Here is a 23,739-nt window from a genome sequence, read left to right on the forward strand (position 1 = left end):
CTAGAATGGTTCTCACAGACCCACCCACAGGATGGCTGCATGTGGCAAAAAAATATCAGTAACTTTGATCGGGTCGTCGCCATCGGCGGTGGCCACGGCATGGGCCGGGTGCTCTCTTCCCTCTCGTTTTTAGGGCAACGGCTGACCGGGATCGTCACCACCACGGATGACGGCGGCTCCACCGGACGCTTGCGCAAGAGCCAGGAGTGCATCGCCTGGGGGGACTTGCGCAACTGCCTCAATCAGCTGGTAACCGATCCCGGCATCGGCAGCCAGTTGTTCGAATACCGCTTCAATGGTCGAGGGGAACTGGCGGGACACAACCTCGGCAATCTGATGCTGCTGGCGCTCGACAACCTCTGTGTCCGTCCCCTGGATGCCATCCGGCTCATCAGCGACATGCTGAAGATAGAACCCCAGTTACTGCCCATGTCCGAGCTACCCACCGATCTCTGCGCCCACACCGTCTGCGGTGACCAGATCCTGGGGGAAGTCTCCATCGATCAGCTCGCCACCCCGCCGCGGGCCCTGAGCCTGAGTCCGACCGTGCCGGCCACCCGCGAGGCCGTGCAGGCCCTGACCCAGGCCGACATGATCATCCTGGGGCCAGGCAGCTTCCTCACCTCCGTCATGCCCCCCCTGCTGCTGGACGAGGTGGCTGGCGCCATTCGGGATAGCCAGGCCATCGTCGTCTTCGTCTGCAACCTGGTCGCCGAAAACGGGCCGGCCGGCCAGCTGGCACTGCCCGAGCAACATCGCTGGCTGGAAGAGCGGATAGGTCAAGGCCGGGTCGATGCCATACTGGCGCCCGAGGGCCTCAGTGTCCCCGAGCTGGCGGATTGCCTCATCCAGGCCGAGCTGGGTGAGGCCGCCCTGCCCCATCGTCACGATCGTCTCAAGCTTCGGCAGGCGCTGGATGAGGTTATCCAAGGCAGGCACATCAGGCATCACAAGGCGGGCTGAGCCCGAGATCAGTGATAGCGGGCCAGATGGGAGAAGACTTGTGGCAGGGAGTGCTCCAGCTGCGCCAGCAGTTGGCCAGCCTCTTCTGCATCTTCCCGGCGGCAGGCAAGCTCCAGCGCCATCACCTGCCGGTAGCTGGGCTCGGCACCATAACTGCCACAGGAAGACTTCATGCTATGGGCCACCCGGGCCAGTGCGGGCCAGTCCCGCTGCTCGTACAGCGGCCTGAGCCGAGCAAGCTGCTCGCCCACCTCCTCGACAAACACCGAGATGACGACGGGCATCATCTCGTGACCAATGTCCTCTGCCAGCTGCCGTAGCACCTTCTGATCCAGCCACTCCATCTTCGCTTCCCTTTGATGGTATTCAAACAGACCACAATATAGATGATGATCGCGCCGGCTGTCATCCGGCATAGGATCGCAGACCAGCCCGGTGAGCGGTCTCGATAACGCCATAATGTGAGCCGGTTCAAGTTATCGAAAAGCAGGAATACCAGGGAGCAACATAAATGTTGCCACCAAATTAACATTTAAATAACAATGCGAGTCATGAGAATGATGCGGCTCAGCAACACCTCTCTTATCCCTTTTGCCTGTATGGCTGCTGCGAAGAACCAGGGTAGGATTCTACCCTGGTATTTTTTTATCTCTCACTCGGGTGAATTGCCGTGCGCCAGTTCCCCCAGCCGGAACAGGCAAAACTCCCCCGGCACCATCTTCACCCAGTGTTCATTGCCGGTCAGCGGCCTCGTCGCGATAAGGGTCACCACGTCGTTCGGCGTCGTCTCACTCTGGAAATCGATGGCCACGTCCTCATCCAGCAAACGGGCCTCGCCAAAAGGCGCCCGGCGGGTGAGCCAGTAGAGGTTGTTGCTGCAATAGGTCATCACGAACTCCCCATCCGACAGCAACATGTTGAACACCCCCAATCCGCGCAACTCATCACACCGGCTCGCCAGATAGCGGAACATGGCGGGGAAGTTGGCCGGACGCTTGGGATACTTCTGCTCCAGCTGCGCGAGCAGCCAGCAGAAGGCGTGCTCGCTGTCGGTGTCCCCGACCGGGCGGTGACGCCCGGTCGACAGCCGCTTGTAGCCTGTCAGTTGCCCGTTATGGGCGAAGGTCCAGTAACGGCCCCACAGCTCCCGGGTGAATGGGTGGGTATTCTCCAGCGACACGCAGCCACGATTGGCCTGCCGGATATGGCTGACCACGGCGCGGCTCTTGATGGGCAGCGCCTGCACCAGCTTGGCGATGGGTGACTGGGCGCTGGGCTCGGGATCCTTGAAGGTGCGAAAACCGCGCCCCTCATAGAAGGTGATCCCCCAGCCATCCTTGTGGGGGCCTGTCTTGCCACCGCGCAGCATCAGCCCGGTAAAACTGAAGCAGATGTCGGTCGGCACATTGGCACTCATGCCGAGCAGTTCGCACATATCCAGTCCACTCCCTGAATGACTTGAGCCTCTCTTCAATCAGCGGCTCTCGCCGGAGGGGGCGCGACAGAGGCGGTCGGCATGACCGCACCGCGTCCCCTCCGACAGACGCCGATTACTCGGCCATCTCTTTTTCAACCAACTGGATCAGCATAAGGCGGATCACCTCACTGAGCAGCTGGTTACTTGACCATCTCTTTTTCAACCAGCTGGATCAGCATAAGGCGGATCGTCTCGCTGAGCGGCTGGTTACTTGGCCATCTCTTTCTCGACCAGCTGGATCAGGATGTGGATTACCTTGATGTGCACTTCCTGAATGCGGTCGGCATAACCGAAATGGGGCACCCGGATCTCGACGTCGGCCAGGCCGGCCATCTTGCCACCGTCCTTGCCGGTCAGCGCGATCACCTTCATGCCCTTGGCATGCGCGGCCTCGATGGCCTTGAGAATGTTGCCGGAGTTGCCGCTGGTGGAGATGCCGAGCAGCACGTCGCCACGACGACCGACCGCTTCCACGTAGCGGGAGAACACATAGTCGTAGCCAAAGTCATTGGAGACGCAGGAGAGGTGGCTCGGATCCGAGATGGCGATGCCGGCGTAACCGGGACGGTTCTCCCGATAACGACCGGTCAGCTCCTCGGCAAAATGCATGGCGTCGCAGTGAGAGCCACCGTTACCACAGGAGAGCACCTTGCCTTCCTGCTTGAAGGAGTCGGCCAGCAGGCGGGCGGCCGCCTCTATGCTCTTCAGGTTCTGCTCATCGGCCAGGAATGCCTGGAGCACGCTGGCAGCTTCGGTCAATTCATTGCGGATAAGTTCTTGGTACATGGCGTCTGGTGTCTCTTTGTATCGTCCAACATAGGGTTCCGCATTGTCGCACAAGCCAATCCCGCCGTCGCCCCCCGGGCCAGCAGGGGGGAAACGGGTTGCATTAGCTCGCTCACGGCCGGGAGGTAACCGAGTTGTAAACATCTTGATAATTTTGTGCACATGAATTACAACAGAGGCCACATCCAACAGGTCAGACCTCTGGATCAGTTCATTCACTTAGCACCCAACTTCGGCAACTCATGCAAGGAGCAAACAATGACGACGACCCTCACTCTGCTCGGAGTGATCCTGGTGATCGGCGCCATGGCTTATCGCCGGGCGTCTCTGCTCACCTCTACGCTTGCCACGGCAGTCGCCCTGGTCATCGGCACCTTCTATGGCCAGGTTCCCCTGCTGGTGTGGGCTCTGTTCGCCCTGGTTGCCATCCCGTTGAACCTGGTGGAGTTTCGCCGTAATCAACTGACCAGGCCGCTGTTCAAGCTCTACAAATCCATCATGCCGGAGATGTCGCGCACCGAGAAAGAGGCCATAGAGGCGGGCACCACCTGGTGGGAAGCCGATCTCTTTGCCGGCAACCCGAACTGGAAGAAGTTGCACGCCATCCCGGTCGCGACCCTCTCCATTGAGGAGCAGGCCTTCATGGACGGCCCGGTCGAAGACGTGTGCCGCATGGTCAACGACTGGGAAGTGACCCATGAGCGCGCCGATCTCTCCCCCGAGGTGTGGCAGTATCTGAAGGACCACAAGTTCTTCGCCATGATCATCAAGAAGAAATACGGCGGGCTGGAATTCTCCGCCTATGCCCAATCCTGCGTGCTGCAGAAACTGTGCGGCGCCAGTGCCGTGCTCGCCTCCACCGTCGGCGTACCCAACTCCTTAGGGCCGGGTGAGCTGCTGCAGCACTATGGCACCGAGGAGCAGAAAGACCATTACCTGCCCCGCCTCGCCATCGGCAAGGAGATCCCCTGCTTCGCCCTGACCAGCCCGGAAGCGGGTTCGGATGCGGGCTCCATCCCTGACTTCGGCATCATCTGCAAGGGGGAATGGGAAGGGGAAGAGGTGCTCGGCATGCGCCTGACCTGGAACAAGCGCTACATCACTCTGGCACCGATTGCCACCGTGCTGGGGCTGGCGTTCAAGCTGCGCGACCCGGACCATCTGCTCGGTGAGGAAGAGGAGCTGGGAATCACCTGCGCCCTGATCCCGACCCACATCAAGGGTGTCGAGATCGGCCGCCGTCACTTCCCGCTCAACGTGCCGTTCCAGAACGGCCCGACTCGCGGCGAGGAGGTGTTCGTGCCGCTCGACTTCATCATCGGTGGCCCCGCCATGGCGGGCCAGGGCTGGCGTATGCTGGTCGAGTGCCTCTCGGTCGGCCGCGGCATCACCCTGCCCTCCAACAGCACCGGCGGCGTCAAGATGCTGGCCCTGGCGAGCGGTGCCTACAGCCGCATCCGCCGCCAGTTCAAGCTGCCGATCGGCAAGATGGAAGGCATCGAAGAGCCGCTGGCGCGCCTCGGCGGCAACGCCTACATCATGGGTGCGGCGGCCAAGCTGACCGTGACCGGCATCGATCTGGGGGAGAAACCCTCGGTCATCTCCGCCATCGTCAAGTATCACCTCACCGACCGCGCCCAGAAGAGCATCATAGATGCCATGGACATCCACGGCGGCAAGGCGATCTGCATGGGCCCGAACAACTACCTGGCCCGTGGCTACCAGGGCGCCCCCATCGCCGTCACCGTCGAGGGGGCCAACATCCTGACCCGCAGCATGATCATCTACGGTCAGGGCGCCATTCGCTGCCACCCTTATGTGTTACCGGAGATGCTGGCCGCCAGCCACCCGGATCAGGAGCAGGCGCTCAAGGCGTTCGACAAGGCGATGTTCAGCCACGTCGGTTTCGCCATCAGCAACCTGGTGCGCAGCTTCTGGCTGGGCCTGACCGGTGCCCGCTTCGCCGCGTCGCCGTTCAAGGATCAGACCAAGGGCTACTATCAGCAGTTGACCCGCCTCTCCGCCAACCTGGCCTTCCTGTCCGACATGGCGATGGGCACCCTGGGTGGCGAGCTCAAGCGCAAGGAGCGGGTCTCCGCGCGCCTCGGCGATGTGCTGAGCCAGCTCTATCTCGCCTCCAGCGCCCTCAAGCGCTTCCAGGACGAGGGCCGTCAGCAGGCGGATCTGCCGCTGCTGCACTGGGCGCTGCAGGATGCGATGTTCAAGGCACAGGAAGCGATCGATGAACTGCTGCGCAACTTCCCGAACCGCTGGATCGGGCTGGCCCTGCGGGTCATAGTGCTGCCGCTGGGTCGCGACCTGAAACGCCCGAGCGACAAGCTGGACCAGCAGGTCGCCCGTCTGCTGCAGACACCGAGCGCCACCCGCGACCGTCTGGCCGAGGGGCAGTACCTCACCCGCGAGGAGGGCAACCCCTTCGGCCTGCTGGAACAGGCTCTCGATGACGTGCTGGCCGCCGAGCCGCTGTTCGAGAAGATCTGCAAGGCAGACGGTCGCAAGCGCCCCTTCACGCAGTTGGACAGGGTCGCCGACGAGGGGCTGGCGCTGGGGGTCATCAACCCGGCCGAGGCCGACCTGCTGCGCCGAGCCGAGCAGAGTCGCCTGCGCACCATCAACGTCGATGACTTTGACCCCATCGACCTGGTCGCCAACAAGGCACTGTTCGAACCATCGGCCTATCACAGAGCGGCCTGAGCCCGCGGATAAATGCCCAAACGCCTCCCTTGTGGAGGCGTTTTTCATGCCGATATCGGCAACCTCAGCGGAGGCGAAAGAGAGACGTATGCGGGATCATATTTTGGTTATCTATACGTTTCCTATCTTTAATGAAGCGGTTAAGGTAAGCACAGGATCACACACAGGATTGCATAATGGATGATCAAATCCTGATAATTGACGATGACGACGACCTCCCCCTGCCCACACCGCGCCCAGCCGGTTGGAAGGTGATGATCGTGGACGATGAGCCCGAAGTGCATCGCATCACCAAGATCACCCTGAGCAAGTTTGAATTCGATAACAAGCCGATCGATTTTCTGCACGCCTATTCGGCCGCCGAAGCCAAGGCGATGCTCGCCGCGACCCCGGATGTCGCCCTGCTGCTGCTCGATGTGGTGATGGAAGCGGATCACGCCGGTCTCGAGGTGGTGAAGTTCGTGCGTGACGAACTGCAAAACAAGATGGTGCGCATCGTGCTGCGCACCGGCCAGCCCGGTCAGGCCCCGGAAGACGATGTTGTCACCAACTACGACATCAACGATTACAAGGACAAGACCGAGCTCACCTCCCAGAAGCTGCGCACCCTGCTGCGCGCCAGCCTGCGCTCCTACCGCGACATTCGTACCCTGGAGAGCAATCGGCAGGGGCTGGAGAAGGTCATCGAAGCTTCCAAGGGGATCTTCGAGCAGCGGGCCCTGCGCCAGTTTGTCGAGGGGGCGCAGACCCAGCTCAGCGCCCTGCTCAACCTGGAAGAGTCCCAGATCTACGATGTGAAGCACCTGGCCTACGAGGTGCGGGATCAGATACTGGAGCCGCTGCTGGCCGACGAGCCCTCGCTCCTGCTGAGCGAGGCGCCCGACATCTTGCGCCAGGCCATGACCAGGGGAGCCAACGTCTACGACGGCAACCAGCTGGTGCTCTACTGCCAGAATGCCCGCCACCACCTGCTGTTCCACATCGAGACCACCCGCCCGCTCAACCAGATGGATACCGGCCTGCTGAGCCTGTTCACCGAAAACATCATAGTGGCGCTGGAGAACATCCGGCTCAACGAGGTGATAGGTGACAACCAGCGCGAGATCATCTATCGCATCGGCGAGCTGGTGGAGACCCGTTCCAAGGAGTCCGGCCTGCACGTCAAGCGGGTGGCACTCTATACCGAGCTGTTCTGCCAGTTGCTCGGCATGAACGAAGAGCGGTGCGAGCTCATCAAGCGCGCCTCCCCCCTGCACGACATCGGCAAGGTGGGGATCCCGGATGCCATACTGCACAAGCCGGGCAAGCTCACCCCGGAGGAGTGGGAGATCATGAAGACCCACGCGCAATTGGGGCAGGACATGCTGTCCGGCAGCGATCTGGCGCTGTTCCAGATAGGCGCGACCATCGCCGGCAATCACCATGAGAAGTGGAATGGCAGCGGCTATCCCCGTGGGCTTCGGGGCGACCAGATCCCGCTGGAGGGGCGCGTCGTGGCACTGGCCGACGTATTCGATGCGCTGGGCTCGGATCGCTGCTACAAGCAGGCCTGGCCGCTGGATCGGGTGATGGCGCTGATCGAAGCGGAACGAGGCCAGCACTTCGACCCCCAGCTGGTGGATCTGATGCTGGCCAACCTGGACAGGTTTCTCGACATTCGCGATCAGCACAAGGATATCTACATAGGGGCGCATTGAGCGGCCAGCGAGGCATCCTCATCATAAAAAAAGCCGCCCCATGGGGCGGCTTTTTCACGGCCAGGGCCGGGTTACTGTTCCGGCAAATTGAGATCCAGTTTGAGCCCAGCCACCGCACTTTCGCTCTGCGCCTGCTGCGCCGCCATCGCCTTGTGCAGGGTCTGGCGCTTCTGTCGCAAGATGAAGCCCCCCGCCCCCAGCAGGAGCAGCAGCCCCCCACCAGCACCCAGCGCCCAGGGCAACCAGCCGCGACTCTCCTGCTCCTCAAACCGGGTCTGAGCCGGCACCGCAGTCGCGGGCGCCGCAGAGGGGGGCGGCGTCAACACAGGCGGCAGGATGTTGAACGCCTTGATCGGCAGTTGCAGCCGGACTTCACGCCCCAATCGGGTCGTACCAAACAGGGTCGCCTCGACCTTGTACTGCCCCACCGCCTTGAGCGCCACGAGATCGATGCTTAGCCCGGGCTCGCTCGCCACGGCATTGAACGGCATGCTGACCCCAGTGCTGTCGGCGACCTTGCCCTGGATCAGCACCGAGGCCGGATCCAGCTCGTCGGCGTCGATGACGAACGAGAGCCTGGCCCCCATCTCGCCGGAGGGGGGCGCCAGGCTGTAACTCACCGGCCAGGGGTAGATCAGCACCTGCTGTGACTGGGCGCGGGAGAAGACCTGATTGCCGGTGCTGTAGAGTGCGCGGTACTTGCCAGCGGGCACGTCCAGCACCGCCTCTGCGGTCATGATGCCGTCACCCGGCACCTCATCGAGCCCCTTGCCATCGTCGAGGTAGTGACCGAGCGTCTCCTCGAGCATGGGCTCTCCGCTCTGCTCGGCATTGTTGAACTGCTGCAGCCTCACCGTCATGCCCAGATCGGAGAGGTAGTACCCCGCCCCGGGGGCAGCGCCATCGATCAGCAGCCGGGACTGAAGCTTGATGCGTTCACCCTGATAGAGCTGGGTCGGCAGCGGCTCGCTCTCGAGCCGGACATCGGACAGCAGGCGTACCCGGTTCTCGGGATCGACCGCTCCTATGGCCTGCCAGGGGCCCGGCATGGGGTCGCGCACCGTGATGAGATCCTGATCCTGCAACGCCAGCCAGCCCACCTCGGGCGGCGTGACCTTGCCGACATAGAGCTTGCTGCCATCGGGCCGCACCAGGATCACCGAGGGCATCCCTGGCTTGCGCTTGACGATGAAGGTGATCTCTTTCACTCCGTAATCGATGCGAAAGCGATTGTCGAGCAGGGGAATATCGGAAGGGGCAAACACCTCATTGGCCATGACCGGGAGTGAGAGCGAGGCCAGCAACAGGCCACCCCAGAGGGTCCTCATTGCCGCCACAGGCAGGCGCCTCCTTTCTTCTGCACCAAATCGAGCCGCGCCTCGTGGGCCGCGAGTACCTCGTCATTGGCGCGCACCACCTTGAGCGGCGAGCGGTTGCTCTCCAGCCGGCGGATGCCGGTGTCCTGGCTCCTGTCATTCTCGCTGCTTTCATTGGCCAGGTTGAGCTTGGTCTGGCCACCCGTCATCAGCAGGTAGACGTCCGCCAGGATCTCCGCATCCAGCAAGGCCCCGTGCAGGGTGCGGTGGGAGTTGTCGATGCCGTAGCGATCGCACAAGATGTCCAGGTTGTTGCGCTTGCCGGGGAAGAGATCCCGCGCCATCGCCAGGGTATCGGTGATGCTGCAGATGTCCGCCGTCTTGAAGCTGAGGCCGAGCTTGCTGAACTCATAGTCCATGAAGCCCACGTCGAAGGGCGCATTGTGGGCGATGAGCTCGGCGCCACGGATGAACTCGATGAAGTCGTCGGCTATCTGGCTAAAGGAAGGCTTGTCGACCAGGAAGGCATCCGTGATGCCGTGTACCTGGATGGCCTCGGGGTCCACCAACCGATCCGGCTTGATATAGACGTGGAAATGATTGCCCGTCAGCTTGCGGTTGATCACCTCCACACAGCCGATCTCGATGATGCGATGGCCGAGGTAGACGGGACCGCCTGCCGTGTTCATACCTGTGGTTTCAGTATCCAGAATGATCTGGCGATTCAGTTGGGGTGTGTTCATGATCCAATCTATGTCAAACTTCGGTTTTACTCGCTAGTTTACCCCAAGCCTCATGTTAAAACAGATTGATTGCTCATGTTGAAACAGATTGATTTATACACGGATGGCTCCTGCCTCGGTAATCCGGGCCCGGGTGGTTACGGTGCCGTCATGGTCTATGGCCAGCACCGCAAGGAGATTGCCGGCGGCTTTCGCCTGACCACCAACAACCGGATGGAGCTGATGGCCGCCATCATGGGGCTGCGTACGCTCAACGCCTCCTGCCAGGTACGCCTCACCACCGACAGCCAGTATGTGCGCCAGGGGATCACCCAGTGGATCATCGGCTGGAAGAAGAAAGGCTGGATGACCGCCAACCGTCAGCCGGTCAAGAACGTCGATCTCTGGAAGGAGTTGGATGCGGAAGTCGCGCGCCACCAGATCGAATGGCTCTGGGTCAAGGGTCACTCCGGCCACCCGGAGAACGAGCGCTGTGACGAACTGGCCCGCGATGCCGCCAGCGGCAAGCAACTCGCCGAAGACGTGGGCTATCAGCCCTGATAGCTCCTCCCCGGGCCAGTCGCGAGACTGGCCCGCTTGTGCATCACGCGAGAATGTAAGCTACCAACCCTGACGCGCCATGCCCGGCGCCGCCATCGACTCAGGCAGGCGCCAGCGTCGGCGCACCGGGATCAGCGGAAAACGCCGCTTGCGGGCGGCGATCACATAGACAGAGGCCAGGGGCCGGCAATAGTCCCGCCCCAGACTCTCCCGCCACCAGCCGATCCGGCTCTGCCTTCCCATGAAGGAAAAACCGAAGCGCTCGTCAAACATCACCTCGCAGCCCAGCAGTTGCAACCAGTCGGTCACCCGCGTCGGGGTGAACATCCGCGCCGACCAGGGCAGCTGTTGTCGCATAAACGGCAGATAGTGACCGAGTCCCACCAGGCTGGTGGGGTTGTAACCGCTGACGATGAGCCAGCCATCATCGGTCAGCACCCGTTCGGCTTCACGCAGCACCTGGTGCGGATCCGGCGAGAAATCGAGGCAGTGGGCGAGCAGGCAGGCGTCCACGCTGCCGGTGCGTACCGGCAAGGCGAGCGGATCCCCCTTCATATCCAGCAGCCGCCCGCCGGGGGCGACCCCAATCTGGTGGCGGATGGAGGAGCCGCCGCAGGAGAGCTCGGCGCTCAGGGCGCCAATCTTCAGCAGATGATAGCCAAACAGGTGCGGGCACCAGTTATCGAGCCGCTCCTGCAGCTCGGCGGCCACCCAGTCCCCCATGGGCAGCGCCGACCAGCTGGTCGGGATCTCGATCTGTTGTTCAGTACGTGCCAGCTGCATAATGGGACCAATCCGAGGTTCGAATGCCATCCTGTTATATAAGATCCCTTCCACAAAGAGAACACAAAGAGAAGCCGAGCCATGTATACCGTCATCACAGTTCCTGCCTTTAGCGACAACTACATCTGGTTGATCCGACACGAGAATCACTGCCTGGCAGTGGATCCTGGCGAGGCTGCCCCGGTACTGGAGCGGCTCGAGGCGCTCGGGCTTGAGCTCGATGCCATACTGCTGACTCACCATCATAAGGACCATGTCGGCGGCGTCGGCGAGCTGCTCCGTCACTTCCCCCGCGCCAGCCTCTATGGTCCGAAGCACGATCCCATGCCGGCCCATCACGGCCAGTGGCTCGAGGACGGGGATAGGATCAACTGGCACGGCCTGAGCCTGGATGTCATCCATGTGCCCGGCCACACCCTTGGCCACATCGCCTACCACGGTCAGGGCATGCTGTTTTGTGGCGATACCCTCTTCTCCGCCGGCTGTGGCCGCCTGTTCGAAGGCATCCCCGCCCAGATGCACGACTCCCTGCAACGGCTCGCGGCCCTGCCCGATGACACCCTCCTCTATTGCGCCCATGAATATACCCTCTCCAACCTGCGTTTCGCCCACGCGGTCGAGCCCGACAACCAGGCGATCCAGCGCCGGATCGGCCTGATCAGCAAGCTGCGCCAGCAGGGCCTGCCGAGTCTCCCTTCCCGGCTGGGGGATGAGCGGCATTTCAACGTATTTCTGCGCTGCGAGCAGGATTCCGTGAGATTTTCTGCTGAGAAATACGCCCTTAAATGCTTGGAAAATCCAGAGGATACCTTCGCCGTGCTGCGGGGCTGGAAGGACGTTTTTTGAACAAACCTTGATCAGGGGGCCATTGCCCCTTATGATGCGTGCTGTTTTTCCTAAAGATGACCTGAGCGAGATGAAGCTACGAACGGCCTTATTGGCAGCGCTGTTTCTCAGCGGCTGTCAAAACCTGAGCCATCAGGATGACCGGGCGGTAACGGCAATCGAGCCGATCAAATCCCCCCAAGTCAGCAAGAAAACATACAAAAAACATTCAGCGCGCTTCCTGTTCGGCGATGAACAGATTGAAGAACTGGATGACACGGATAACCTGTGGGTGCGTATCAGCGATGATATGCAGCTTGACTCGCATGAGAACGCCCGTGTCCGCCAGCAGCGTGATTGGTTACTGCGTAATGATAAGCATATGGCGACCATTGCCAGCCGGGCTGAGCCCTACCTGTATCTGATGGTAGAGGAAATCGAACGGCGTGAGCTGCCAATGGAGCTTATTACCATCCCCATGATCGAGAGCATGTTCGATCCCAATGCCCGTTCCCGCAGCAATGCGGTCGGTCTTTGGCAGTTTGTGCCTGCCACCGGCAAAAACTTCGGTCTGCGTCACGACAACTGGTATGACGGCCGTCGCGACGTGCTGGCATCCACCAATGCCGCGCTGGACTACCTGGAATACCTGAACCGTTTCTTCGACGGTGACTGGCTGCAGACGCTGGCCGCCTACAATGCCGGTGAAGGCCGAGTACGCAACGCCATCATCCGCAACCAGAAGGCCGGTCGACCGACCGATTACTGGTCGCTGGACCTGCCCCGGGAAACCCGGATGTACGTGCCCAAGATCCTGGCCATGGCTGATATGATCCGTAACGCGGACAAATACAATGTCACCCTGCCGGTGCTAGCCAACAGGCCGCAGCTGCGCACCATCAACACCGGTGGCCAGATCGATCTGAACGTGGCGGCGCAGCTGGCAGGCATTTCCGCCTCCCAGCTCAAGGAGGTCAATCCGGCCCTCAAGCGCGGCATGACCTCGCCACAGGGACCCTATCAGCTGCTGGTACCGGTCGAGTATGCCGATACCCTGGAGCTGGCCCTGGCCGACCTGCCCAAGCGTGAGCGCACCCGCGGCGCCGGCTCCTATCAGGTCACCAGCGGCGATACCCTCTCCCGTATCGCCCAGAACCACGGGGTGAGCGTGCAGCAGCTCAAGCTGGCCAATAACCTGCGCAGCAACAGCCTGCGCCGTGGCCAGACCCTGATGATCCCCCATGGTGGCAAGCCGATGGCGGCTCAGGCCAGCCAGAGCAAGCCGCAGCAGCTGGCCAGCCGCAGTGGCAGCAAGATCCAGTACAAGGTGCGTTCCGGTGATAATCTCTGGAGCATCAGCCAGGCGCACGGGGTAGCTCACGACGAGCTGGCCAAGTGGAACGGGCTGAATGCCAAGTCGGCGCTGAAGCCGGGCATGAAGCTGGTGGTCTGGCCCAAGCAGGGCAAGGGCAGCAACAAGTCCATGGTCTATCAGGTGCGACGCGGGGATTCCCTCTCCTCCATCGCCGCCCGCTTCCAGGTCGCCGTCAACGACGTGATGCGCTGGAATCAACTCGGCAAGAGCGACTACCTCAAGCCGGGCCAGGAGCTGACCCTGTTCGTGAAGAACAACAGCTGATGGTTGATGACCGACTAAAAAAATACCCCGCCTGGTGCGGGGTATTTTTTTTGGCTGTTCAGCGGGCCACATCGCTCAGGGGCTGATGGCCTGGGCCGCGAAACGCGCCACTATGGGATTGTGATCCGAGGCATCGGTGGCGGGTGAGTTCACCTCGACCAGATCCAGATTGCGGTAGTAGAGGTGGTCCAGCGGGCGGCCGAAGGCGGTGCGCCGCAGATCCGGTACCGGGATGGCTTCCTGCAGGCCGAGCTCTCCCACCAGCTTGTTCAGCCAGAACGCACGCTTGTCGCTCCAGGTGTTGAAATCCCCCGCCAGAATGACCGGGCCCTGGTGACGATGGATCAACGCGGTTAGATCGTTGAGCTGCTCGCGGAAGGTGGCCATGCCCAGCTCGAAGTTGACCGCATGCAGGTTGACCACCAGCACACCGTCAGGATCGCCCTGCAAAGGGTACAGGCTCACCAGACCGGACTTGGGAATACGCAGCAGAGGCTCGGGTGAGCGCACGCCGCAGACAAAGGCCTGTGGCGTCTTGGCCACCGTCATGACGCCGAAGGAGACCCCACCCTGGGTGAAGGCTTGCAACTGCTGCCACTGGAAGTCGCCGCTCCTCAGCCAATCCAGCATCTCGGGCCGGGTCGCAGACTCCTGCAGCAACACCAGATCCTGGGACTTGGCATACTCGTCCAGCCCTTCACGCCAGTTCTTGCGCTGACCCTTGTAGAGATTCCAGACGGTGAGGCCAAACTCGCGGGGCAAGGCGGTGGAGGCCAGCGCCACCAGCGGTGGCTGCTGGCAGCTGATGCCGGGTACTATGCCCGCCGCCGTGACCAGATGATCCTGATCCGGTACCTCGAAACAGCCAACCAGCCCCAGCGTCAGCAGGGAAGTACCCAGAATACGATAACTATTTTTCATTGGCTAACAACCACCTGCCTCTGCAATGCGCCATGACCATCACAAATGTCATGGACGCCGACTAGTCTCATTATTCGTGTCCGGCCCGACTCATCCATGAGGGATCCCGCAATGGCGAGACAGCACCAGTACCGCGTGACATTTTATGATCAACAAGGAAATTGTCATCAAGTGGAGCTTTCCACCGTCTATCAGATCAGACGGGATCCCCAGTGCGATCTCTGCCTGTTTGACACCCAGCACTGCGTGGGATCGGAAGAGATGCTGGAACGCATGATACGGCAAAAAACCGGGCTTGAGCAGGAAATATCCATCATCAACGCCCGGCTTATCTGAGCCGGATCAGACAGGAACGGGACGGGATCTGCCCTGATCGTCGATGGCGACGTAGGTAAAGACCCCCTCGGTCACACAGTAGCGCTGGGCTTCATTTTCCCGCAGCACCGGCTTGACCCACACCTCCAGCTTGAGCCGCATGGAGCTGCGACCCACCTTCAGGCAGCGACCGTAGCAACACACCACGTCCCCGACCTTGACCGGGCTGTGGAAAGTCATCCCCTCGACGGAAACGGTACAAATACGTCCTTTTGCCAACTCCTTGGCCATGATGCCCCCACCTATATCCATCTGGGACATGATCCATCCCCCGAAGATGTCGCCATTGGGGTTGGTATCGGCTGGCATCGCCAGAGTTCTCAGCAACAGTTCCCCATCGGGGTGACGCTTTGTATCTACCATCATTACCGCTCTCTCTATCATGGATGCGGCATGATAGGGGGCGATCCCGGCCTTGGCAAACCTCAATTGCCCGCCAGCCCCGGCGAATACAGGGCTGGACGCGGCCCGTCACCGACACAACAGACGACATTGAGCCCTATTCCGGCTCAGCGATCCTGGGCGGCCTGCTCGGCAAACCAGTGCGCCGGATCGGGCCAGCGGTAGACGAAACCGAGCCGCTGGCAGATGCGTTGCCCCTCGATCGGCGCAAAAACGCCGGCGGGCTCGATAAACTGCGGGGGCGCCAGGCCGAGCAGCCGGCTCGCGAAGGGATAGAGCTGCTCCCGGCGCGGGTGCACGGGGGCGCTCAGGTTGTAGGCATCCCCGTCCTGTCCCTGGTCCAGCATCAGCTGGCAGGCCGCCACCACGTCATCCAGGTGCACCAGATTCACCGCCTGGCCGCAGCCAGTCACCGTCTTGCCGGCGAGGAAATGGCCGGGATGACGCTCCGGGCCATAGAGCCCGGCCGGGCGCAGCACCATGGCGCAGGCAAAGCCGGCGCCCAGCACCGCCTGCTCGGCGGCCAGCATCCGCTCCCCCCTGGCATGGGCCGGGCAGGGCTGATCTTCTTCCCCCTGCCCCGGCGCCCACACCGAGGTCGCGCTGATCAGCAGCACCTTCCGTGTGCCCGCCGCCTTGGCCAGCTGACACAACCGTGCCACAGCTGCCGGGTAATCCTCGGTCTTGCTCGGTGGCACGCAGACCACCAGCGCGTCGCAGGCGAACGGCAAGGGCGCCGCCAGCTGGGGGCTGATCAATAGCGGCAACGCCACCCCCCCCTCCGCGCTCAGCCGCTCCGCCTTCTCGGCCGAACTGACGGTCACCAGGACCCGCTTGCCCTCAGCCTGCAACGCCTTCGCCAGCGGCAGTCCCAGCCAGCCAGCCCCCAGGATCCCGATCTGGCTCATGTTCGCGTCTCGCATTGGTTATATCCTGACAAAAAAAAACGGCCATCCAATGATGACCGTCGAAAGTAACGAAGGAAATAGCTGGATCAACCAGTTACCTCCCACAGCGGGAAAATCGGGAGCGCACGCTCCTAATTCGTGGGGCCTATCGTAGTGGCAGCGCAGGCAAAAAGCTTTGAAGCGGATCACAGTTGAAAAGGATTTCTGAAAACGCTTTCAATCCTGACCGCGAGAATTGATCCATTCAGGACCAATTTATTGCTCAGGCCACGGACTCGCGACGCACCAGTTCAGCCTCGAACTTGAGTGCCAGGCCGTCGACCGGCTTGCGATCCAGCAGCCGCAAGGCCAGCTCGGCCGCCCGCTCCCCCATCTCCTCGATGGGATAGCGCACAGTAGTGAGCTTGGGGTAGATGTAACGGGCGTAAGGGATGTCGTCGAAGCCCACCACCGACACCTGTTGCGGTATCTTGTAGCCCCGCTCCAGCAGGCAGGAGATGGCGCCCGCCACCATGGCGTCGTTGAAGCCCAGCACGGCGCTGAACTCGACACCCCGCTCCAGCAGCTCGCCCATGGCCACATAGCCCCCCTTCTCGTCGGCGAAGGCGCGACCGATGAGGGCAGGATCCAGCGCGATGCCGGCCCGTTGCAGGGCGAAGCGATAACCGGCCATCCGTTGCTGACCATCGACGAACTCCTCGTCATCCGAGGTGATGAAGGCGATCTTGCGGTGACCCGCATCCAGCAGATGCTGGCAGGCGGTAGTGATGCCGGCCTGATTGTCCAACCAGACGCAGCGCTCCTCGCTGCCCGGCACCTGGCGGTTGATGAAGACGATGGGGGTGGTGCCGGCCGCCAGCTCGCTCAGCTCCTCGTCGGGCAGCGCCTTGCTGTGCAGGATCAGGGCGTCGCACTGACGCTGCAACAACGCCTGGATGGCGTGGCGCTCGCGGGCCGCGTCGTGGTTGCCGGAGACCACGATGGTGAACTTGTTCGCCTTGTCGACCATGCTCTCGATGCCGCGCATCATCTGGGCGAAGAAAGGACCCCCACAGAGGTCACCCACCAGCACGCCGATGCAGTTGGAACGTTTGCTGACCAGCGCCTGGGCAAAGCTGTTGGGACGAAAACTCAGCTCCTTCATGGCCGCCAGCACGGCTTCACGCTTCTCCGGGGCCACCTGCGCCGTGTTGTTGATGACTCTCGACACCGTCGAGATGGACACATTGGCCAGCTGAGATACGTCTTTGATCGTTGCCACTCTCAATTCCTTTGTTGGGGAAGCCTGTCTGTGTTGATCGGGGTATTATATAGAACCAGCCAGACCAATACGCGGCGCCCGATCACCTGGCAGGTTTCCTTTTGTAACAAAATCTTAAGGGATGATAACCATTTTGAGGCAAGAAAGGGAGACAGCCGCCGCGGCGGCTGTCTCCCGTCTCAATAGGCGTGGTTCAGCTCACGTTCCGACATGAAACGCAGCGGCTGCTGCAGCTTTTGCTGGTAGATGAGATCGAAGGAGAGCACGTTCTGGACATAGTTGCGCGTCTCCCGGTAAGGGATGCTCTCCACCCAGACATCCATCGGCTTGTTGGTACTCTGATCGCGCCAGCGCTTGACCCGGCCGGGGCCCGCGTTATAGGCCGCCGCGGCCAGGATCCGGTTGCCGTCATAGACATCCAGCAGGCGCTTGAGGTAGGCGCTGCCGAGCCGGATGTTCATGGCCGGATCGAACAGCTGCTGCTCGTTGCGATAGGGTACCCCCAGCTTGGCGGCGGTCTCCTTGGCGGTGGCCGGCATCAGCTGCATCAGGCCCCGTGCCCCAACCGGCGACTGCGCCAGCGGATAGAGGGCGCTCTCCTGGCGGGAGATGGCGTAGAGCAGGCTGGTGTTCATGCTCCGCTCCTGCGCCATCTGGGAGAAGGTGCGCTTGAGCGGCAGGGGGAAGCGCAGGTCGAGCGCGTCCCAGGCCTCGGCCCGGATGCTGGACAGGATCGCCAGTTCATGCCAGCCCTGATTGAGGGCGATGTGACCAAACTCGATGCGCTGGGCGACCGGGTTGCGATCCATGTTGTGGATCCACTCCGAGCGCGCCGCCGTGACCTCGTTCATGGCCAGCAACTCTCGCACCCGCAGCAGGAAGGGCCAGCGGCTGCTCGCCGTGCGCCAGTCCGGCACCTTCTGGGCCGAGCTCTGGTTCTTCATGCGATAGGGCACGCCGGTGCGCTGCGCCGCCATGAAGCCGTAGAAGCCGCGCAGATTGGCGGTTTCCAGATAGAGATCCCGCGCCGGTTTCTGCTGACCCTGCACCTCCAGGGCGCGGGCCAGCCAGTAGCGCCAGCGATCCTCTTTCTGCAGGGCGATGGGCATCCGCTTGACCCAACCGGATAGCCCACGCCAGTCCTGCTCCCAGACGGCGAGTCGCGACCTCAGCTCCAGCAGCTCCGCATCCTTCATCCGCACCAGGGTCGCATCCAGCCAGTTGCGCTGGACCAGGGAGCGGTCCAGCAGCAGGCGGCGCACGGCGGCGCGTTCGATGGGCAAGACCTCGGCCTGGCTCAGGCCAAAGCGGCGCTTCATCTCCCCCAGCTGGCGCAAGACCGCCTCGGGATCCTGATTGGCGTAGCGGGCCAGCCCCAGCGACAGCAGGTGCCTGGACGACGGCGCCGTCGTGAAATAGGCCGGGTTCATCGCCTTGGCGGGCTGCTCATACAGGGCGATCATCTGATCCCCATAGGGTTTCAGGTTACCGCTCAGCTGGGCACCGAGGTGGCGGATGAGATCCGGATTCTGTGCCTCGAACGCCAGCTTCATGCGCTGCCAGATCTTATCCTGGGTGCGCAGGCCCGCCTGTTGCCAGAGCTGGAACAGGGGATCGCAGGCATCGGGCCTGGACTGGCCGCTCAGCCAGAGTTTGCCGGCCTCATTCAGCGCCTGTGTCTTCTGCCCGGTGTAGTAGCGCGCCTGATAGTGCTGGCAGAGCAGATCGGTGGAGCTCGGCTTGGCCGGGTAGAAACGCAGGAACTGGGACCACTGCTGGCTCTGGGCCAGATAGGTGAGGTAGCCGCGCTCCAGCCGGTTGGACTGCGGGGTATCCCCGTGCTGGCGGATGAAGCGGGTCACGTCACCATAGTTGGCCGCCCCGGGCCGGAAGGCCAGCTGGTAGTAATCCAGATAGGGCAGCAGCGGGTAGTGGGCCAGCCGCGCGCGAATTTGCTGGAAGCGGACCTGATCATCGGCCCGCACCGCATCATAGCCCTCACGATAGAGGGATTGCTCCATGGTTTGCGCCCAGACGGGTGCCACAAGTCCTGGCACCCACAGCGCCGATAAGACGATTCCCCAGACGGCTTTCACGAATAGCGTTCTCCCTTGAGAGGCACAACCACCGCCCGTTGGCGGTGGTGACATGACACTCATTCTACCCGTTAAATATGGGGGCTACGCCACACTATTTTTATCGGCAGGGACGACGCGTTCGGGGCGGGTCAGCCGACGGACGTAGCGCTCAAGATAGGGCACAGGCAACGGCTTGGAGGCGAGATAGCCCTGGTAGAAATGGCAGCCCTGCGCTTGCAGGAACTCCAGCTGCTGGCGGGACTCGACCCCTTCCGCCGTCACATTGAAGCCCATGTGGCGGGCCATGGCGATCACCGCCTCGACGATGGCCATGTTGTCGCCATCCTTGGGGATGTCCTGAATGAAGGAGCGATCGATCTTCAGCTCATCGGCCGGCAACCGCTTGAGGTAGCTCAGGGAGGAGTAGCCGGCGCCGAAGTCATCGATGGCAAAGCTGATGCCAAGAGCCTTGAGCTCGGTCATCTTGCTGATGGTGTCTTCCGCGTGGCCGAGCACCACGGACTCGGTGATCTCCAGGTTCAGGCAGGCGGGATCCATGCCGGTGGCGGCCAGCACATCGTGGACGCAGTCGACGAAATCCGTGGCGTGGAACTGCTTGGCGCTGACGTTGACCGACAGCTGGGGCACGTGGATCCCGTTCTCCTCCCAGGAGACATACTGGCTGCAGGCTTCATGCAGCACCCAGTTGCCGATGTCGACGATGAGATCCGTCTCCTCGGCGATGGGGATGAACTCGGCGGGTGAGACCAGGGCCCGGCCCGGCGGCTGCCAGCGGATCAGCGCCTCCACCCCTATGATGTCGCCCCCCTCCACCATGTGCTGGGGCTGATAGTGCAGCGTCAGCTCCTGGTTGTTGAGGGCGCTGCGCAGCTCGTTGTGGATGTGCAGGCGGCGATCCGCCTGCAACTGCATGGAGGCATCGAAGAAGCGCCGGGTCTTGCGGCCCGCCGACTTGGCCTGGTACATGGCGGTGTCCGCCTGCTTGAGCAGATCCCCCGCCTCCTGCTCCCGGCCGGGGAACAGGGTGATGCCGACGCTGGCCCCGATGTGCAGCACCTGACCACCGTGGGTATAGGGGGCGGCGATCTCGCCGATGAGTCGCTCGGCGATGAGATCGGCCTGCATCTCCGCCTGGGGCGGGCTGGTCGACAGCGACGGCAGCAGCAGCACGAACTCGTCACCGCCGAGCCGGGCCAGGCAATCCCCCTGCCGCACCAGCCGCTTGAGCCGGCTGGCCACCTCCTTGAGCAGCCAGTCGCCGGTGGCGTGGCCGAGGGAGTCGTTGATGGTCTTGAAGTGATCGAGATCGATAAACAGCAGGGCACCGACCAGGTGCTCGCGGCTCGCCTCGAGGAAGGCCTGGGCCAGAGTCTCGTGCAGCTGACGGCGATTGGGCAGGCCGGTCAGCTCATCGTAATAGGCGAGATCCTGGATGCGTCGCTCCGCCGCCTTACGCTCCGAGATATCTTCGAAGAAGATGACGTAATGGCTGATCCCCCCCTTGTCATCCTGCACCGGGGTGACTATCTCCCACTGGGGATAGGAGTCACCGCCGACGTTCAGCCGCAGGGTCTCCCCCTGCCAGCGATCGAGGGCGTTGAGCTCGTAGCCAAGCCCCCCCAGTCCGGACCAGAGGTCATTGCCAAGGTGCAGGCCTATCACCGCCTGGCTGTCGAAGCCGGTGATCTGGCTGAACGCATGGTTGACCCGCAGGATCTTGAAGTCGGGATCCGTGATGATGATCCCTTCGTGAGTCTCGAATGCCACCGCAGATAGCCGCAGCTGGGCGTCGCTCTGCAACCGCTCCAGCTCGGCCACCATGCGTACCGAGAAGATGGTCAGAACGGAATCCAGGTTGGCGGTCTGGGTCTGGCTCGGGAAGAGCAAGGCCAGATGGCCCAGGATCTGGCCAGCGCGATCACTGAGCGGCTGGGCGTAGTAGTGCTGGCCCGGTGGCAGGCCGGCGCAGTCGGTCAGGGGTTCGCTGATGGGGGCCGCACCGGCGGCCCCCTGCCGATAGAGCTGCCGGCAGGGCAGGTCGGCGATCCCGTACTCCTTGAGATCGATACCGTGGCTCGCCAGTACCCTGAGCCGATCGCGACCGACCCGCTCCGTCAGCCATACCGCATTGGCCCCCAGGATGTGGGCGAGCTCGTTGACCAGGGTATTGCAGAAGTCGAGCCCCGTCCTGGCGGAGAGGGCCTGCGCCAGCTGGGCCAGCAAGGGGTCTTGCAACAGCGGAGGATGCTGGGCGAGCCCGGCAGCTTGCCCGCTGCCGTTCGCCTCTCGATCCGTCACCTCGAGGGGCGCCAGCCAGCCGCAGCACAGCTGCTGCGCGGGCACGTACTGGCCGCACCAGAGCACATGGTGCAGGGCGCCGGCGTCATCGCTGAGGTGGCCGATGAACTGGCCTGGCTGACGAGAATGGTGGAGTCTGGAGAGAAAGTCGGCGAAGCCGGGTTCATCTTCTGGCGCCAGCCGCGTGGCCCAGGGATGTGCCCCCTCCCCCTGCCAGGGTTGGCAAGAGACATGATCGGACAGACTCCATTGCTTATGCTGCCGATCATAAAACCACATCATCTGAGTGGCTTGTTGTTTCATTTACGACTCCAACACTACAACTACGCAATCCATCCCGGACACGGCCTGGAGGGAATATCCACTCGCGCCCATATACCCGCTTGCGCATGGCGGTTGCGATGCGAGGAGAGAAGTGTGGGTAAAGAGGCGAGACTAAGCGGCGAAAACCAGACATCGGGTCGACACAAGGCGCTGCCAAGAGGGGACAGAGACGATCCTAGTTGCTTCATACTGCCTGCCCGTTTCGCCGAGCTCAAGCGGTTTTTGGCATGAAACGGGAAAAGCTCACAATTTATAAATCGCTAAATAACCAAGGGAAAATTTCGTGACACAGATCACGTTTTCATTCGCTGGCATGGGTAATCTGAGGGTGAAGACACAAGCAAGACGACCCGAAGGGGGCCAATATGAAAATCGAAATGACCAGTAAAATCATCGACATCACCCCAGCCATCCGCGAGCGCATTGAATCCCGTTTTGAAAAGCTCGAGCGTCTTCAGGTGCCTCTTATCACACCTCATGTGATCATCTCCAAAGAGCGTTTGATGTATATCGTCGAGGCCACGGCCGGTATCCCCAACGGCAAGCTGTTTGCACAGGCAGAGCACGAGGATCTGTACGCCGCCATCACCGATCTGGGCCAGAAGCTGGAGCGCCAGCTCACTCGTCACATCGAGAAACCCATAGCACGCCGTGGGGCGGCCGTGGTCAAGGAAGTGCCCCAGCCGGATGAAGCCGACGCATAATCCGGACTGTCATCACCCTCATTGAGCAAAAAGGCGGGCCATCCCGCCTTTTTGTATTTGCAGCGCCTGACGTCACCCCAGCCAGCGCAAGCGGGCATCGACCCCTAGTTTCAACTCCTCCAGCAGCGGCAGCATCAGCAAGGGATCCTCCCCCCTCGGCTGGGAGGCCAGCCTGCCCTGCCAGCGTTCACGCCCCAGCGCCGAGAGGTTGTCGTAGATGGCCGGATCCAGCGCCGCGGCCTTGCTCACCAGCGGGGGCGAGCGCAGCGCCAGCCAGAGCCGCACATCCACCATGCTCCCCCCCTGTTGCAGACGCTCGTTGAGCTCGCTGGCATCGGGCTCCGCCACTGTCCCCTGCAAGGCCGCCTCGGGTGGCAGACCGAAATGGCTGCGCCAGGCCTGCTCTTGCGGCGCCGCCGCCGGCGTGGCCCCAAACCAGGGTTGCTCCTCGACGGCATCGGTCAGCAGGGCCAGGTGCAGCCGGAAGTCGGCCCTGTCCCCCTGGCGGAGATCCTGGTTGAGGCGCTGGCCCAGCTGGGCTTCATCGACGAGCAGTCGGTCACGTATCGCGCTGGGCAGCATGAGATAAATCTCAGAAATGGGGGTTTCATTGTTTATCGGCCATCAACCCGATCCTTTGAGCATTAAAAATAAAGCCAAGGGGTTCACAAGCGCGACAGATCTGTTAGTATACGCCTCGCACTCGAGGAGGGGTTCCCGAGCGGCCAAAGGGATCAGACTGTAAATCTGACGGCTCTGCCTTCGAAGGTTCGAATCCTTCTCCCTCCACCATTCAAGTGCAACAATCAGGTACTGCCCCGTGGAGGGGTTCCCGAGCGGCCAAAGGGATCAGACTGTAAATCTGACGGCTCTGCCTTCGAAGGTTCGAATCCTTCTCCCTCCACCACTCTTCTGAAGACCCGGCCAAGCGCCGGGTTTTTGCATTTCCGGGCCCTCTCAATC

At 62.0% G+C, this 23,739-nt stretch carries 21 protein-coding genes and 2 tRNA genes; 10 read left to right on the forward strand and 13 right to left on the reverse strand.

The window, feature by feature from the left end:
* Positions 1–39: 39 nt before the first annotated feature.
* Complete coding sequence (yvcK, locus tag KW825_RS02680; protein ID WP_218328117.1) at positions 40–963, forward strand: uridine diphosphate-N-acetylglucosamine-binding protein YvcK; 924 nt, start codon at positions 40–42, stop codon at positions 961–963.
* 8 nt (positions 964–971) lie between these two features.
* Here the strand turns inward: yvcK and KW825_RS02685 are convergent, their stop codons facing one another.
* The 3 genes from KW825_RS02685 to lpcA all read right to left on the reverse strand — a co-directional run bounded on the left by KW825_RS02685 (position 972) and on the right by lpcA (position 3,226).
* Positions 972–1,307, reverse strand: a complete 336-nt coding sequence (locus KW825_RS02685; RefSeq protein WP_042651399.1) for an Hpt domain-containing protein — start codon at positions 1,305–1,307, stop codon at positions 972–974.
* A 308-nt stretch (positions 1,308–1,615) separates the two neighbouring features.
* Positions 1,616–2,398, reverse strand: coding sequence for a class II glutamine amidotransferase (locus tag KW825_RS02690; RefSeq protein WP_218290165.1), 783 nt, complete (start codon positions 2,396–2,398; stop codon positions 1,616–1,618).
* 249 nt (positions 2,399–2,647) lie between these two features.
* Positions 2,648–3,226, reverse strand: coding sequence for a D-sedoheptulose 7-phosphate isomerase (gene lpcA / locus KW825_RS02695; protein WP_042651397.1), 579 nt, complete (start codon positions 3,224–3,226; stop codon positions 2,648–2,650).
* 258 nt (positions 3,227–3,484) lie between these two features.
* Between lpcA and fadE the strand changes: the two genes are divergently transcribed.
* Entirely contained in the window at positions 3,485–5,941 is a 2,457-nt protein-coding gene (gene fadE / locus KW825_RS02700) for an acyl-CoA dehydrogenase FadE (protein WP_218328118.1), read from the forward strand.
* A 176-nt stretch (positions 5,942–6,117) separates the two neighbouring features.
* Positions 6,118–7,638 carry an HD domain-containing phosphohydrolase gene (locus KW825_RS02705; protein WP_218328119.1) on the forward strand — a complete coding sequence of 507 codons (1,521 nt, stop codon included), beginning with the start codon at positions 6,118–6,120 and terminating at the stop codon, positions 7,636–7,638.
* Between the two features lie 71 nt (positions 7,639–7,709).
* On the opposite strand, the gene KW825_RS02710 is transcribed toward KW825_RS02705, so the two are convergent.
* Both KW825_RS02710 and dnaQ read right to left on the reverse strand, forming a co-directional pair.
* Complete coding sequence (locus tag KW825_RS02710) at positions 7,710–8,966, reverse strand: TIGR03503 family protein (protein ID WP_218328167.1); 1,257 nt, start codon at positions 8,964–8,966, stop codon at positions 7,710–7,712.
* Entirely contained in the window at positions 8,963–9,697 is a 735-nt protein-coding gene (dnaQ, locus tag KW825_RS02715; RefSeq protein ID WP_218328120.1) for a DNA polymerase III subunit epsilon, read from the reverse strand. Before dnaQ ends, KW825_RS02710 begins: the two co-directional genes overlap by 4 nt.
* A gap of 75 nt (positions 9,698–9,772) precedes the next feature.
* On the opposite strand from dnaQ, the gene rnhA reads away from it, so the two are divergent.
* On the forward strand, positions 9,773–10,237 hold the full coding sequence (gene rnhA / locus KW825_RS02720) for a ribonuclease HI (RefSeq protein ID WP_218328121.1): 465 nt from the start codon (positions 9,773–9,775) through the stop codon (positions 10,235–10,237).
* A 60-nt stretch (positions 10,238–10,297) separates the two neighbouring features.
* Here the strand turns inward: rnhA and KW825_RS02725 are convergent, their stop codons facing one another.
* Positions 10,298–11,020, reverse strand: coding sequence for a class I SAM-dependent methyltransferase (locus KW825_RS02725; protein WP_218328122.1), 723 nt, complete (start codon positions 11,018–11,020; stop codon positions 10,298–10,300).
* Positions 11,021–11,101: 81 nt separating this feature from the next.
* Here KW825_RS02725 and gloB point away from each other — a divergent pair, with 81 nt between their 5' ends.
* Both gloB and KW825_RS02735 read left to right on the forward strand, forming a co-directional pair.
* Complete coding sequence (gloB, locus tag KW825_RS02730; protein ID WP_218328123.1) at positions 11,102–11,866, forward strand: hydroxyacylglutathione hydrolase; 765 nt, start codon at positions 11,102–11,104, stop codon at positions 11,864–11,866.
* Positions 11,867–11,936: 70 nt separating this feature from the next.
* Entirely contained in the window at positions 11,937–13,484 is a 1,548-nt protein-coding gene (locus KW825_RS02735) for a LysM peptidoglycan-binding domain-containing protein (protein ID WP_042651389.1), read from the forward strand.
* A gap of 75 nt (positions 13,485–13,559) precedes the next feature.
* On the opposite strand, the gene KW825_RS02740 is transcribed toward KW825_RS02735, so the two are convergent.
* The gene (locus KW825_RS02740; protein WP_042651388.1) at positions 13,560–14,405 is read right to left on the reverse strand and encodes an endonuclease/exonuclease/phosphatase family protein; all 846 of its coding nucleotides are present in this window, start codon (positions 14,403–14,405) and stop codon (positions 13,560–13,562) included.
* A gap of 111 nt (positions 14,406–14,516) precedes the next feature.
* Here KW825_RS02740 and KW825_RS02745 point away from each other — a divergent pair, with 111 nt between their 5' ends.
* Positions 14,517–14,741, forward strand: coding sequence for a hypothetical protein (locus KW825_RS02745; RefSeq protein WP_042651387.1), 225 nt, complete (start codon positions 14,517–14,519; stop codon positions 14,739–14,741).
* A gap of 6 nt (positions 14,742–14,747) precedes the next feature.
* Here the strand turns inward: KW825_RS02745 and yciA are convergent, their stop codons facing one another.
* From yciA to KW825_RS02770, 5 genes are all read right to left on the reverse strand, one after another.
* Positions 14,748–15,146, reverse strand: a complete 399-nt coding sequence (gene yciA, locus KW825_RS02750) for an acyl-CoA thioester hydrolase YciA (RefSeq protein ID WP_197720916.1) — start codon at positions 15,144–15,146, stop codon at positions 14,748–14,750.
* Positions 15,147–15,289: 143 nt separating this feature from the next.
* The gene (locus tag KW825_RS02755) at positions 15,290–16,105 is read right to left on the reverse strand and encodes an NAD-dependent epimerase/dehydratase family protein (protein WP_218328124.1); all 816 of its coding nucleotides are present in this window, start codon (positions 16,103–16,105) and stop codon (positions 15,290–15,292) included.
* A gap of 247 nt (positions 16,106–16,352) precedes the next feature.
* Entirely contained in the window at positions 16,353–17,351 is a 999-nt protein-coding gene (locus KW825_RS02760) for a LacI family DNA-binding transcriptional regulator (RefSeq protein WP_218328125.1), read from the reverse strand.
* 179 nt (positions 17,352–17,530) lie between these two features.
* Positions 17,531–19,447 (reverse strand): transglycosylase SLT domain-containing protein, encoded by a 1,917-nt coding sequence (locus KW825_RS02765; RefSeq protein WP_218328126.1) that lies wholly within the window; start codon positions 19,445–19,447, stop codon positions 17,531–17,533.
* Positions 19,448–19,531: 84 nt separating this feature from the next.
* Positions 19,532–22,051: a bifunctional diguanylate cyclase/phosphodiesterase gene (locus KW825_RS02770; RefSeq protein WP_218328127.1), complete on the reverse strand. Its 2,520-nt coding sequence runs from the start codon at positions 22,049–22,051 to the stop codon at positions 19,532–19,534.
* A gap of 386 nt (positions 22,052–22,437) precedes the next feature.
* Between KW825_RS02770 and hpf the strand changes: the two genes are divergently transcribed.
* The gene (gene hpf / locus KW825_RS02775; RefSeq protein WP_042651382.1) at positions 22,438–22,776 is read left to right on the forward strand and encodes a ribosome hibernation-promoting factor, HPF/YfiA family; all 339 of its coding nucleotides are present in this window, start codon (positions 22,438–22,440) and stop codon (positions 22,774–22,776) included.
* A gap of 72 nt (positions 22,777–22,848) precedes the next feature.
* Here the strand turns inward: hpf and KW825_RS02780 are convergent, their stop codons facing one another.
* Positions 22,849–23,358, reverse strand: coding sequence for a VC2046/SO_2500 family protein (locus KW825_RS02780; RefSeq protein ID WP_218290151.1), 510 nt, complete (start codon positions 23,356–23,358; stop codon positions 22,849–22,851).
* Positions 23,359–23,483: 125 nt separating this feature from the next.
* On the opposite strand from KW825_RS02780, the gene KW825_RS02785 reads away from it, so the two are divergent.
* Positions 23,484–23,568: transfer RNA gene (locus tag KW825_RS02785), tRNA-Tyr, on the forward strand.
* 30 nt (positions 23,569–23,598) lie between these two features.
* Positions 23,599–23,683: transfer RNA gene (locus KW825_RS02790), tRNA-Tyr, on the forward strand.
* Positions 23,684–23,739 lie beyond the last annotated feature (56 nt).

Origin of the sequence: Aeromonas sp. sif2433 (assembly GCF_019218705.1) — a bacterium.
In the GTDB taxonomy this organism is placed as follows: domain Bacteria; phylum Pseudomonadota; class Gammaproteobacteria; order Enterobacterales; family Aeromonadaceae; genus Aeromonas; species Aeromonas encheleia.